Origin of the sequence: Bacillus sp. FSL W7-1034 (assembly GCF_038593365.1) — a bacterium.
Taxonomy (GTDB): Bacteria; Bacillota; Bacilli; order Bacillales; family Bacillaceae; genus Bacillus; species Bacillus altitudinis.
Genome location: NZ_CP151989.1, coordinates 2229785 through 2243227, shown reverse-complemented (window position 1 = coordinate 2243227; position 13443 = coordinate 2229785). Strand labels below are relative to the sequence as shown.

General features: G+C 40.8%; 12 protein-coding genes. All 12 read left to right on the top strand.

The annotated features are described in order from the left end of the window. Positions 1-125: 125 nt before the first annotated feature. The 12 genes from nusB (at position 126) to NST73_RS11425 (ending at position 13333) form a co-directional block, all read left to right on the top strand. Complete coding sequence (gene nusB / locus NST73_RS11480) at positions 126-521, top strand: transcription antitermination factor NusB (protein WP_012010530.1); 396 nt, start codon at positions 126-128, stop codon at positions 519-521. A gap of 11 nt (positions 522-532) precedes the next feature. Further along, positions 533-1384 carry a bifunctional methylenetetrahydrofolate dehydrogenase/methenyltetrahydrofolate cyclohydrolase FolD gene (gene folD, locus NST73_RS11475; protein ID WP_007501171.1) on the top strand — a complete coding sequence of 284 codons (852 nt, stop codon included), beginning with the start codon at positions 533-535 and terminating at the stop codon, positions 1382-1384. A gap of 70 nt (positions 1385-1454) precedes the next feature. Beyond that, on the top strand, positions 1455-2813 hold the full coding sequence (xseA, locus tag NST73_RS11470; protein WP_274660595.1) for an exodeoxyribonuclease VII large subunit: 1359 nt from the start codon (positions 1455-1457) through the stop codon (positions 2811-2813). Beyond that, positions 2797-3057, top strand: coding sequence for an exodeoxyribonuclease VII small subunit (locus NST73_RS11465; protein ID WP_003215880.1), 261 nt, complete (start codon positions 2797-2799; stop codon positions 3055-3057). The genes xseA and NST73_RS11465 overlap by 17 nt, the downstream gene beginning before the upstream one ends. Then, complete coding sequence (locus NST73_RS11460; protein WP_342499102.1) at positions 3047-3937, top strand: polyprenyl synthetase family protein; 891 nt, start codon at positions 3047-3049, stop codon at positions 3935-3937. The genes NST73_RS11465 and NST73_RS11460 overlap by 11 nt, the downstream gene beginning before the upstream one ends. Before the next feature lie 151 nt (positions 3938-4088). Next, positions 4089-5990 carry a 1-deoxy-D-xylulose-5-phosphate synthase gene (dxs, locus tag NST73_RS11455; RefSeq protein ID WP_007501165.1) on the top strand — a complete coding sequence of 634 codons (1902 nt, stop codon included), beginning with the start codon at positions 4089-4091 and terminating at the stop codon, positions 5988-5990. Further along, on the top strand, positions 5987-6841 hold the full coding sequence (locus NST73_RS11450) for a TlyA family RNA methyltransferase (protein ID WP_007501164.1): 855 nt from the start codon (positions 5987-5989) through the stop codon (positions 6839-6841). The genes dxs and NST73_RS11450 overlap by 4 nt, the downstream gene beginning before the upstream one ends. Positions 6842-7002: 161 nt before the next feature. Further along, complete coding sequence (argR, locus tag NST73_RS11445) at positions 7003-7452, top strand: transcriptional regulator ArgR (RefSeq protein WP_007501163.1); 450 nt, start codon at positions 7003-7005, stop codon at positions 7450-7452. A gap of 34 nt (positions 7453-7486) precedes the next feature. After that, positions 7487-9220 (top strand): DNA repair protein RecN, encoded by a 1734-nt coding sequence (recN, locus tag NST73_RS11440; RefSeq protein ID WP_342499101.1) that lies wholly within the window; start codon positions 7487-7489, stop codon positions 9218-9220. A gap of 198 nt (positions 9221-9418) precedes the next feature. After that, the gene (spoIVB, locus tag NST73_RS11435) at positions 9419-10696 is read left to right on the top strand and encodes a SpoIVB peptidase (protein ID WP_007501161.1); all 1278 of its coding nucleotides are present in this window, start codon (positions 9419-9421) and stop codon (positions 10694-10696) included. 283 nt (positions 10697-10979) lie between these two features. After that, positions 10980-11783, top strand: coding sequence for a sporulation transcription factor Spo0A (gene spo0A, locus NST73_RS11430; protein ID WP_008342226.1), 804 nt, complete (start codon positions 10980-10982; stop codon positions 11781-11783). A gap of 449 nt (positions 11784-12232) precedes the next feature. Next, on the top strand, positions 12233-13333 hold the full coding sequence (locus NST73_RS11425) for a Rap family tetratricopeptide repeat protein (RefSeq protein ID WP_019743381.1): 1101 nt from the start codon (positions 12233-12235) through the stop codon (positions 13331-13333). Positions 13334-13443: the final 110 nt, after the last annotated feature.

Below are 13443 nucleotides of genomic sequence, written 5' to 3'. Positions count from 1 at the left end.
TCACGCATGGAGTGATTCGTTTTTCGTCACAGCTCGCATGGATCTTGGTGCGACTACGGTCAAAATATGTTATGATCTCTGTATGGCTTAACGACAAGCGGATAAAGTGGTTAAAGGAGTAAATAATGAAAAGAAGAACTGCAAGAGAAAAGGCGCTACAAACATTATTTCAAATTGATGTCAGCAATATTGATCCGAAAGAGGCCATTACACATGCGCTGGATGAACAAGAATCAGATCCTTTTTTCGAGGAACTGGTTTTCGGTGTGCTCGAACAAAAGGACAAGCTCGATGACATGATTTCACAGCATCTTGTAAATTGGAAACTTGATCGTATTGCGAACGTAGACAGAGCCATTTTAAGGCTGTCTGTGTACGAAATGGTATATCAAGAAGATATCCCGGTGAGTGTTTCAATGAATGAAGCCATTGAACTGGCTAAATTGTTCGGTGACGATAAGGCGCCGAAATTTGTAAATGGTGTACTTTCAAACATTAAAAACGACCTAAAGCAGCAATAGGAGGATTTGACATGACAGCAACAATCATCGATGGGAAAGAAACAGCAAAAGAAAAGCGTGAACAATTAGCAAAAGAAGTAGAAGAGCTAAAACAAAAAGGAGTCACACCTGGTCTTGCCGTTATTCTAATCGGTGATGATCCGGCTTCACTTTCTTACGTACGCGGGAAGAAAAAAGCAGCAGAAGCCATGGGCATGCATTTCCAGCTTGATCATTTAGATGCTTCTTTAACAGAAGAGGAATTGCTAAAGATGATTGATCAGTACAATGCGAATGATCAATTCCATGGAATTCTTGTTCAGCTTCCACTGCCAAAACATATTTCTGAAAAAGCCGTCATTGAACGAATTTCACCAGAGAAAGACGTAGATGGTTTTCATCCGCTGAATATCGGGAAAATGCTACTTGGGGAAGACACATTCCTCCCTTGCACACCAGCAGGTATTGTTGAATTATTGAACAAAACAGGTGTGGATCTCTCTGGCAAAGAAGTGGTCGTTGTAGGACGAAGCAATATCGTCGGCAAACCAGTTGGACAATTGCTATTAAACGAAAATGCAACCGTCACCTACTGTCATTCAAGAACGGCGAACATTTCAGAACATACGTTAAAAGCGGACATTTTAGTTGTTGCCGTCGGTCGAGCAAACTTTATTAAAGCTGACCAAATTAAAGAGGGCGCTATTGTCATCGATGTAGGAGTCAATCGTCTAGAAACAGGGAAACTTGTAGGGGACGTTGACTTTGAAGCAGCAAAAGAAAAAGCTTCTTACATCACACCAGTCCCTGGCGGAGTGGGCCCAATGACAATTACGATGCTTGCACACAATACGGTTAAATCAGCAAAACGTACATTATCATAAGCTTGATCCATTCATCCACCTGCGTGCTGCCGGTGGATGAATGTGCGTTTTTGAAGAGGAGGAATACGTCATGAGTGAAAAAGCCTTTGTGACGGTCACAGCCCTTACAAAATACATAAAAAGAAAATTTGATGTTGACCCTCATTTAGAAGATATTTGGATCAAAGGTGAGTTATCAAATGTGAAGATTCATTCAAGAGGTCATGTTTATTTCACCTTAAAGGACGAAAATGCACGTATGCAAGCTGTTATGTTCCAGCGCTCCGCGTCCAAGCTACCTTTTTCACCAAAGAGCGGAATGAAAGTGTTCGTACGTGGCGGAATTCAAGTCTACGAACCGAGCGGAAGCTATCAATTATATGCAAAAGAAATGCAGCCTGATGGTGTTGGTGCTCTTCATCTTGCCTATGAAGAGCTGAAGAAGAAACTAGCAAGTGAAGGCTTATTTGATGAGCGCTATAAAAAAACAATTCCTGAATATCCAGAGGTTGTTGGTGTCATTACATCCCCAACAGGAGCAGCTGTTCGAGATGTCATTACCACGATCAATCGGCGCTATCAGCAGGCCAAGATCATTGTGCTTCCGGCATTAGTCCAAGGAGAAAATGCTCCGCGTTCGATTGTGGAACGGATTAAAGAAGCCAATGAAAAACAACTTTGTGATGTCTTGATTGTCGGGAGAGGCGGAGGATCGATTGAAGAACTTTGGGCCTTTAATGAAGAAGCAGTCGCAAGAGCGATCTTCGCATCAGACATTCCAATCATTTCTGCAGTTGGGCACGAAACAGACTTTACTATTAGTGATTTCACTGCAGACATGAGAGCACCCACACCAACAGGAGCAGCAGAACTAGCTGTTCCAAGCACCGCTGATTTAATTGAACGAATCAAATCAATCGACATTCGGTTAACAAGAGCAGTAAAAAATCGAACGTCACAAGCAAAAGACCGTCTTGTGGCACTTCAATCGTCTTATGCTTTCCGTTTTCCAAAACGATTACAAGAGCAAAAAGAGCAGCAATTCGATATGATATTTGATCGTTTTCAAAAACAGCTGACAAGACAAATGGAACAAAAACGCAGTCAACTTGACCGCCAAACATATAGACTGAAGCCGCTTCATCCAAAAGAGCAGCTGCTTCAGGCGAAAAAACGTCACGCCAATGAAACAGAACAGCTCGTTCGGAGCATGAATGTGCAAATGAAAACAATTCATTCGCAGTTCCAATCGGTTCTTGGTAAACTAAATGCATTAAACCCGCTTCAAGTCATGGAAAGAGGCTATAGTTTAGCTTATAAAGAAGATGAGCTCATTAAAAGTGTGAATCAAGTAGAAACGAAGGATCAACTGACGATTACAATGAAGGATGGACGTCTGATTTGTGAGGTTATTGAGAAGGAGGGCAATTATCATGACAGAATCAAATAAACAAAAAGAAGAACAAATGACATTTGAAGAGGCCATGAAAGGACTTGAAGAGATTGTGGGAAAGCTCGAAGAAGGCGATGTACCGCTAGAACAAGCTATCCACTATTTCCAAGAGGGTATGACGCTCTCAAAACTTTGCCATGAAAAATTACAGCATGTTGAAAAGCAAATGGATTTCATTTTAAAAGAGGACGGTGAACTGGCTCCTTTTTCTGTGAAGGAGGCAGATGCTGGTGACAAGTAGCTTAAACGAATTTTTAACAACACGAAAACATGCAATTGAAGACTATTTATTTACATATGTGCAGGAATTGTCTATTCCAGAAGAGCTGAAATCATCTATGCTTTATTCTCTGAAAGCTGGCGGAAAAAGACTGCGTCCTGTCCTTGTTCTTGCTCTTTTAAATGCGTATGGGAAAAAGGAAGAAGACGGTATACCAGTAGGTTGTGCAGTGGAAATGATTCATACGTATTCCTTGATACACGATGATCTTCCTTGTATGGATGATGATGATCTGCGCCGAGGAAAGCCGACCAACCATAAAGTATACGGCGAGGCAACAGCTGTTCTTGCAGGTGATGCGCTGCTCACTGAAAGCTTCCGTCTCATTACATCGCAATTATCTGACGATGTACCTGCTGATCAAAAGCTTCGAATCATCGATGAACTTGTTACATCAGCAGGTGCACTCGGAATGGTTGGCGGGCAATTTGATGATATGGAAGCAGAACAGAAACAAATCTCTCTTTCTGAATTAGAATCGATTCATGCCCGCAAAACAGGAAAGCTACTCACCTTTAGTGTGGTTGCAGGTGCGATACTGGCAGGTGCATCTGATGATGAGATCGAAAAGCTGAGAGAATTCAGCTATCATATTGGCATTGCTTTTCAAATCCGTGATGATATTTTAGATCTTGAAGGCAGCGAAGAGAAAATAGGAAAGCGGATCGGCTCCGATACAGCAAATGAAAAGTCGACATATCCTTCTTTATTAACGCTTTCAGGAGCAAAAGAAAAGCTGGATGAACATATCACTCGTGCGAAAGAAATTGTCTCAAATCTTGAGTTGGAGCAAAACTTGCTGCATGATTTATGCGATCTGATTGCCTCACGAGATCACTAAAAACAGCCTAGATTTGAGGGTCCTCGAGCAATTGTGGTAAACTGTAAACAGTTTATCATGATGAGACAACTCTTATTCCTGAATTGGTTTTCGTAGGAATAAGGCATTATATATGTAGATAGAAATTTTGTTGAAAGCGAGTTGATCCTGATTGGATCTTTTATCAATAAAAAATCCAACGTTTCTAAAAGGAATGTCAAATGCAGAATTAGAGGAGCTGAGTGCGGACATTCGCACGTTTTTAATTGAGTCGTTAGCGAACTCTGGTGGGCACATTGGTCCAAACCTTGGTGTCGTTGAACTTACTGTTGCACTTCACAAAGTATTTGACAGCCCGAAAGACAAATTTCTTTGGGATGTTGGACATCAGTCTTACGTTCACAAGCTGTTAACTGGAAGAGGCGCCGAGTTTGATACGCTTCGTCAATATAAAGGGCTCTGCGGTTTCCCAAAACGAAATGAAAGTGAACATGATGTTTGGGAGACTGGACACAGTTCAACCTCATTATCTGGTGCAATGGGAATGGCGGCAGCGCGTGACATTAAAGGAACAGATGAATACATTCTCCCGATTATCGGCGATGGTGCACTAACCGGCGGTATGGCGTTAGAAGCACTGAACCATATCGGGGATGAAAAAAAAGACATGATTGTGATCTTAAACGACAATGAAATGAGTATTGCGCCAAACGTTGGTGCGATCCATACAATGCTTGGCAGACTACGTACAGCTGGTAAATACCAATGGGTAAAGGACGAGCTTGAATACTTATTCAAGCGTATCCCAGCAGTAGGCGGGAAGCTTGCTGCAACAGCAGAACGTATCAAGGACAGTCTGAAATATTTGCTTGTCTCTGGTATGTTCTTTGAGGAAATGGGCTTTACTTACTTAGGACCAGTAGACGGACATTCCTATGAAGATTTGTTTGAGAATCTTGAGTACGCAAAGAAAACAAAAGGCCCGGTTCTCCTTCATGTCATCACGAAAAAAGGAAAAGGCTATAAGCCGGCCGAATCTGATAAGATCGGCACATGGCACGGAACAGGCCCATACAAAATCGACACAGGTGACTTTGTAAAACCGACAGCAGCTGCACCGTCGTGGAGTGGTCTCGTCAGTGAAACCGTCAGAAAGCTGGCACGGGAAGATGAGCGGATTGTCGCAATTACACCTGCAATGCCCGTTGGCTCAAAGCTTGAAGGATTTGCAAAAGAATTCCCTGAGCGAATGTTTGATGTTGGAATTGCAGAGCAGCACGCTGCAACAATGGCAGCTGGACTTGCTACACAGGACATGAAGCCATTTTTAGCGATTTATTCAACGTTCCTTCAAAGAGCCTATGACCAAGTGTTGCATGATATTTGCCGTCAAAATCTCAATGTGTTCATTGGAATTGACCGTGCAGGTCTTGTCGGTGCAGATGGAGAAACACATCAAGGTGTGTTTGACATTGCTTTCATGCGTCATATGCCGAATATGGTTCTCATGATGCCAAAGGATGAAAATGAAGGACAGCATATGGTCAACACAGCCATTCAATATGATGATGGTCCAATCGCCATGCGCTTCCCGCGTGGAAATGGACTAGGCGTCAAAATGGATGAACAGCTGAAAACCATCCCAATTGGTTCTTGGGAAGTTCTTCGTCCCGGGAAAGATGCTGTCATTTTAACATTCGGTACAACCATTAAAATGGCGCTGCAGGCAGCAGAAGAACTGCAAAAAGAAGGAAAATCAATCCGTGTTGTCAATGCACGTTTCATTAAGCCTCTTGATGAAGGCATGTTAAATGAGATACTGTCTGAAGGTTTGCCAATTTTAACAATAGAAGAAGCGGTGCTTCAGGGTGGATTTGGCAGCAGCGTATTAGAATATATTCACGACAAAAAAGCGTCTCATATCAAAGTAGAACGTATGGGCATTCCAGATGAATTTATTGAGCATGGAAGTGTCGATGCGCTACTTGAGGAAATTGGACTGACGAAAACACAGGTTGCTGAAACGTTACGTGACCTGCTTCCCGCAGCACCAAGAAAAGGAATTGGATCATGACATCAAAGAAAGAACGACTTGACGTTTTATTAGTCGAACAAGGACTAATGGAAACGAGAGAGAAAGCAAAACGCGCCATTATGGCAGGGATCGTTTACTCAAATGAAAACCGTTTGGATAAGCCAGGAGAAAAAATCGCTCGTGATACCCCGCTGACTGTGAAGGGGAATCCGCTGAAATATGTCAGCCGAGGTGGGCTAAAGCTCGAAAAGGCACTTCAGGAATTTGATTTAACCGTTGAAGGAAAGCTTTTAATTGATATCGGCTCATCAACAGGGGGATTTACAGATTGCGCACTCCAAAATGGAGCAGTCAAATCCTATGCTGTGGATGTTGGTTACAATCAGCTTGCGTGGAAATTACGACAGGATGATCGGGTGATCGTCATGGAACGCACCAACTTCCGCCATTCTGTTCCGGCAGATTTCACCGAAGGATTACCAGAGGTTGCATCTATTGATGTATCATTTATCTCGCTCAAACTCATTCTTCCCGCACTAAAGCATATTCTTATCCCAGGCGGCGACTGTATTGCGCTAGTGAAGCCGCAGTTTGAAGCGGGCAGAGAGCTTGTTGGAAAAAAAGGCATTGTGCGAGAACCTTCTGTACATCTTGGTGTGCTAGAAGAAATGAATCAATTTGCTGCAAAAGAAGGCTATGATGTAAAGGATGTTTCGTTTTCACCGATTACAGGCGGAGATGGAAATATCGAATTTCTCCTCCACTTGGTCCTGCATCCCGATCAAGAAGAGAATACGGCACTTCCAGTATCTGAACTTGAAAAAGTCGTCAAAGAAGCCCATGCCGTATTGAAAGAAAAGAAAAACAGTCCTGAGCCGGCTGACACATGAATTATTGAAACAAAAGGAATAATAGCTCGCTATTATTCCTTTTTACATGGTCAAAAGATCAGAATTAACCGTTTCTCACGTAATGCTTGTTTTTTGAAGTGTGCATCATATAACATAGAACGTAAAGACAAACTGAGATTCTAACGCCTAGGGGGGTCAAAATGAACAAAGGTCAAAGACATATTAAGATTAGAGAAATTATCGCAAGCCAAGAAATCGAAACACAAGACGAATTAGTCGATATTTTGAAAGCGGATGGATATAACATCACACAGGCGACCGTATCAAGAGATATCAAAGAACTGCATTTAGTCAAAGTGCCAACAAATAATGGAACATATAAATACAGCCTTCCTGCAGATCAGCGGTTTAACCCGCTATCGAAATTAAAGCGTTCCTTAATGGACGCATTTATTAAAATGGATGCTGCCAGTCATTTAATCGTTTTAAAAACAATGCCTGGGAACGCTCAAGCCATCGGTGCTTTAATGGATAATTTAGATTGGGAAGAAATTATGGGAACCATTTGTGGGGATGATACCATCTTAATCATTTGCCGCACGCCAGACGATACGGATACCGTTTCGTCCAAAATTTTAGAGCTTCTATAAAGAGATCAGGTTTACAAAAAGAGGTGTCAAATGAGTGTTAGCAGAACTGACCATTAAAAACTTTGCAATCATTGAGGAGTTAACGGTTTCGTTTGAAAAAGGACTCACAGTTCTAACAGGGGAAACAGGTGCCGGAAAATCAATCATGATTGACGCTGTCTCACTTCTCGTAGGGGGAAGAGGATCATCCGAATTTGTCCGTTATGGCGAAAAAAAAGCAGAGCTGGAAGGTCTTTTTCTTGTACCAGCAGATCATCCTGTATTTGCCCTTTGCGAGGAGCAAGGAATTGATGCATCTGATGAAATGATGATTCTTCGCCGTGATATCAATCAAAGCGGGAAAAGCATTTGCCGCATTAATGGGAAGCTTGTCACCATCTCGCTTTTAAGAGAAGTTGGCCGGCTTTTGCTTGATATACATGGACAGCACGATAATCAGCTGTTAATGGAGGATGAAAATCATTTGCATTTGCTTGATCAATTTGGAGCAGAAGAAATTGTACCTGCTCTCTCGCAGTATCAAGAAGCGTATGATCAATATATGAAGACGGCGCAAAAACTCAAACAGCTGTCTGAAAATGAACAAGAAATGGTTCACCGGTTAGACTTATTGCAATTTCAGCTGGAAGAGATTGAAGCGGCACAATTAGAGCCTGGGGAAGATGAGAAGCTTCAAGAGGAACGTCATCAAATCAGCAATTTTGAAAAAATCTTTTCCTCGCTTCAAAACGCATATAATGCTCTGCGTAATGAGCAGGGAGGACTTGATTGGGTTGGAATGGCTTCAAGCGAGCTTGAGCAAGTTTCTGAGATCAACGACGATCTGAAAACACTCTCTGAGCAAGTGTCAAACTCCTATTATTTATTAGAAGATTCTACTTTTCAAATGCGCAGCATGCTTGATCAATTAGAATTTGACCCAGCCCGTCTTGATTTTATTGAGTCTAGGCTAAATGAGATGAAGCAGCTGAAGCGAAAGTACGGCACAACCGTTGAGGAAATTTTAGAATATGCGGCTAAGATTGAAGAGGAGATAGACCAAATCCAAAATCGAGACAGCCATTTGCAGACACTTAAAAACAAACTTGATGCGATAAGCCGGGATGCATTGCTTGAAGCGCTTAACGTGTCAGAGCTCCGTAAAAAATGGGCGAAAAAACTGGCGAAGCACATTCAAGCTGAATTGAAGGATTTATATATGGAGAAGTCTTCTTTTGATACCGCTTTTACAATTCGATATGCACCTTTTGGCAGTACGGACTGCCCGCTTTTAGATGGAAAACCCGTACAGCTCGGGAAAAATGGCATAGATCAAGCGCAATTTGTCATTTCTACAAATCCGGGTGAACCGATGAAATCTTTGTCAAAAGTAGCATCTGGAGGAGAAATTTCACGTGTCATGCTGGCAGTGAAAAGTATTTTCTCAGCGAAACAAGAAGTGACGTCCATTATATTTGATGAAGTGGATACGGGCGTTAGCGGCAGAGTCGCACAAGCCATTGCTGAAAAAATTTATAAAGTAGCAGCAGGCTCACAAGTACTCTGTATTACCCATCTGCCGCAAGTTGCAGCAATGGCTGATACACATCTTTTTATTTCTAAACGCGCTAAAGCTGGTAGAACAATGACGAACGTCAAACCACTTAGTGATGATGAAAAAGTGAGTGAAATTGGCCGAATGATTGCTGGTGTAGAAGTCACTGAGCTCACAAAACAGCATGCAAAAGAATTACTGCACCAAGCAAATGATGTCAAAACGACAGGGTAGCTGAAACAACAGCTGCCTTTTTTATATTGTCTCCTATTCGCCGTATATACGCATGAAATCGTCTTTTTCTTTTATCAATTTATCCAATCATTTTCTAAAGGTGTCGGTTATAAATCCTCGCTAAGAAGGCAAAAGTAAAGATGTAGCCAAAACATTAATGTTCTGGTGTGGGTAAGGAGCGAGGAGAGTGAAAAATGAATGCCCGAAAAGATGAGAAAAGCCATTGGTGTGATTCTCCTTGTTTCTTTAATAAGTACAGGGTTTATGAGCATAGTGAAGGAATATATCAGCATTCCAACAACTGTCGCAGTATTTGAACACGAGAAGCATTCGATTGATACATCCATTGAAGCGTCAGCCAATGCTTCTTCACCAGCCTTTAGTCTTTCAGAGAAAAAGAATCAACTTGAAGTAACGGGACAAAAGGCGGGAAAAGCCGAAATTGTTTATGATTTTAAAGGATTTCCTATTAAGAAAACAAAAGTCGATGTTCTTCCCGAATTAAAAGTCATTCCTGGAGGACAATCCATTGGCGTCAAACTCCATTCTGTCGGAGTTCTCGTTGTCGGTTTTCATCAAATCACAACAGCAGACGGCAAAAAATCACCAGGTGAAGCTGCAGGCATTCAATCAGGGGATATGATCATTGAGATCAATGGTCAGAAAATGGAGAAGATGAATGACCTCACCCCATTTATTCAGAAAGCCGGAAAAACGGGGGAAACCCTTCATTTACTCATAAAAAGAGACCATAAAACCTTTCAAACGACATTAACACCCGCGAAAGATGCAAGTGAAGGTACTTATCGAATCGGTCTTTATATTCGTGATTCCGCAGCAGGAATCGGTACGATGACCTTCTTTGAACCATCTTCTAAAAAATATGGTGCCCTTGGGCATGTGATTTCTGACATGGATACAAAAAAACCAATCGTGGTTGACAATGGTGAAATTGTCAGATCAACTGTCACATCCATTGAAAAAGGGACAGGAGGCAACCCTGGAGAAAAATTGGCCAGGTTTTCTTCCGAAAGAAAAACGATAGGTGATATTTCACGTAACAGTCCATTCGGTATATTTGGTACGTTAACCGAAAAACTTGAAAATCATGTAGCAGACAAACCACTTCCAGTCGCATTATCAAATGAAGTAAAAGAAGGTCCAGCCGAAATATTAACGGTTGTGGACCATGATAAAGTAGAGAAATTTGATATTAAAATCGTCAGCACAACACCGCAAAAATTCCCAGCAACAAAAGGAATGGTGCTTAAAGTAACAGATGAACGCTTATTAAGCAAAACGGGCGGGATCGTTCAAGGAATGAGCGGAAGTCCGATCATTCAAAATGGCAAAGTCATTGGAGCGGTCACTCACGTGTTCGTCAATGACCCGACAAGCGGATACGGCGTACACATTGAATGGATGCTGTCAGAAGCAGGAATTGATCTTTATCAAAAAAACAAAAAAGCAAGCTGATGAAAAACTGCCGCGAATCTTCCGGCAGTTTTTTTCTACCCTTTCTTTCTCTTCCATCATGTTATAAAATAAGGAAAAAGAGATTTTTCGACAAAATGGAAAACAGTTTGTTGTCAAATTGCAATAATCGTCGATTCATTAAGAAAAACGTAGAAAAAGCTAGATAATGCTCTATTATTCGGAAAATTAAACTTTTTTAAAGGGGATAGCATGGTTTTGTCGAATTGAACACTCAGAAGAGAAATGCAAAAGACTAAGGAATCGACATTGGGGAGGAAAGAACGTGGAGAAAATTAAAGTGTGTGTAGCTGATGACAATCGAGAACTTGTTGGCCTTTTGACAGAGTATATTGAGGGACAGGAAGATATGGAAGTACTTGGCGTGGCGTATAATGGTCAGGAATGTCTGACATTATTTAAAGATAAAGAGCCCGACGTTCTCCTCTTAGATATTATCATGCCTCATTTAGACGGTCTTGCTGTACTGGAACGCCTCCGTGAAAACAATGAAATGACGAAACAGCCAAGTGTCATTATGCTGACGGCTTTCGGACAAGAAGACGTAACGAAAAAAGCAGTCGATTTGGGCGCATCCTATTTCATTTTGAAACCATTCGATATGGAAAACCTCGTAGGTCATATTCGTCAAGTCAGTGGAAACGGCACACAAGTCAGCCATCGATCTTCATCTATCCAAAACAGTGTCCTTCGCAGCAAACCTGAACCGAAACGTAAGAACTTAGATGCGAGCATTACGACGATTATTCATGAGATTGGCGTGCCAGCTCATATTAAAGGCTATTTATACTTAAGAGAAGCCATTTCGATGGTGTACAATGATATTGAACTACTCGGCAGTATTACAAAAGTATTGTACCCAGACATTGCAAAGAAATTTAACACGACAGCCAGCAGGGTAGAACGAGCGATTCGTCATGCTATTGAAGTGGCTTGGAGCAGAGGGAATATTGACTCCATTTCGTCACTCTTTGGTTACACAGTCAGCATGTCAAAAGCCAAACCGACCAATTCCGAATTTATTGCCATGGTGGCTGATCGTCTGCGTTTAGAGCATAGAGCAAGCTAAGTCACCTTCCATAAAAAAACGTTTCTTCAATGAGGCGTTTTTTTATTTTTGTAAAATATTGCTAAAAAATGGTTATGTTGATAAAATCATCTTTAATGTTTAAATTGGACAAACGGGTCGCTTTATTTTCAGAATAAAATGAAAAATAAAGCATGAAAGAAATGAATAGGACATAAAATAGTGGTAATCAGCTACGCTAATCAATTGGCTTATAGAAGAAGAAAACGCTCATTCGTAAGAAAAAGGATGAGAGGAAAAGGTCTTATGTAATTAGTAAATAAAGTAAATGAGATCGAAAGTTCTATTTCTATTGACCTGATTGGTTGGCGTTTTAAAGTCACTGGCTTCTTAGAGATTGTGCCATTTGAACTGAATATTCCCATTGTCGAATTTAATAATTTTCACATTCTTTTACTATGCTATAATAATGAAAAGAAGAGGGTGAGGTTATGGGAAAGCTGAAAATCCACTCTGCTGAGGTTGCGAACGAAATTAGCAAGTGGACGAGGGTCATTTCTCAGAATGACCTAGAAAAATCTGCTGTCTATAAAGAGAAAATTCAGAATTTGCTAAAAAATACAGATGAGGATCGAGAAGTTCTTCTTTATTATCAGCTAGTCGACGGCAGACATGAAATGTTACTTGGAAATATTGAAAAAGCCAATCAGATTATGAAAAGTGTCGGAACGCTGGATGAAAAAGCAGATGACATTATTAATTTTTATTTTTACTTTTATAAAGGCCAATATGCTGCCTATGTCAAAAAATATGATGAGGCGATTAGTTTTTATAAGATTGCTGAGCAGCGGCTAAAACGTGTGAATGAAGATCTTGAAGTCGGAACTTTTCATCATAAAGTCGCTTCCATTTATTACGAACTGAAGCAAAATTTCATTTCCATTAATCATATTAAAAAAGCCATTGATACGTTTAAAGCGCATGAGGAATATACCGCACAGGCGATTGACAGCTTAATTTTACATGCGAGCAACTGTATTGATTTACTACAGTTTGATGAAGCTGAGGAAAAGTACCAAGAGGCACTTGAGAAAAGTAAGCGCATTAACAATGAAGTGCTGATTGGGAAGTGCTATCACAATTTAGCGGTTCTTTATTACGCAAAACCTGATTATGAAAAAAGTGCGCAATACGCCAAAAAAGGGATGAGCATTCAAATTCATCGCGACAATAGCCATTATTTCATCCAATCTTTATATGTTCTCGCAAATGCCTTAGTTCATTTAGGAGATCATGAGGCGAAAGAATATATTAAAGAGGGGATTCAATATAGCTGTGATATCCAAAATAATGAATATATAGTAAAATTTGAAATTTTGGATTTGATGTGCGAAAATAGTGGAGCAGCAGACGTATTCTCTGAAAAATTAGACTACATAGAAAAAAATAGATTATATGTGGAGCTTGAGGATTTGTCTGAACAAATATCGAAATACTTCAAGGAACGAAATGATTATCAAAATGCCATTCGTTTTCTTGAAAAGAAATTCGATGCACAAATACTTCAAAAGAAAGTGGAGGTTATCTTATGAAAAAGTTGTTGTTAGGTGTAACAATCGTTACAGCAGTCGCAGTTGTTTCTTCCCTTTTTGCTCTTGACGCAGAGACGACAGAGCAAGCCATCAGAGCGATTACGTGATCG

What these genes read in the sequence shown, in the direction of transcription:
- nusB (WP_012010530.1), top strand. Translation starts at nt 126, where the DNA reads ATGAAAAGAAGAACTGCAAGAGAAAAGGCGCTACAAACATTATTTCAA.
- folD (WP_007501171.1), top strand. Translation starts at nt 533, where the DNA reads ATGACAGCAACAATCATCGATGGGAAAGAAACAGCAAAAGAAAAGCGT.
- xseA (WP_274660595.1), top strand. Translation starts at nt 1,455, where the DNA reads ATGAGTGAAAAAGCCTTTGTGACGGTCACAGCCCTTACAAAATACATA.
- NST73_RS11465 (WP_003215880.1), top strand. Translation starts at nt 2,797, where the DNA reads ATGACAGAATCAAATAAACAAAAAGAAGAACAAATGACATTTGAAGAG.
- NST73_RS11450 (WP_007501164.1), top strand. Translation starts at nt 5,987, where the DNA reads ATGACATCAAAGAAAGAACGACTTGACGTTTTATTAGTCGAACAAGGA.
- argR (WP_007501163.1), top strand. Translation starts at nt 7,003, where the DNA reads ATGAACAAAGGTCAAAGACATATTAAGATTAGAGAAATTATCGCAAGC.
- spoIVB (WP_007501161.1), top strand. Translation starts at nt 9,419, where the DNA reads ATGCCCGAAAAGATGAGAAAAGCCATTGGTGTGATTCTCCTTGTTTCT.
- NST73_RS11425 (WP_019743381.1), top strand. Translation starts at nt 12,233, where the DNA reads ATGGGAAAGCTGAAAATCCACTCTGCTGAGGTTGCGAACGAAATTAGC.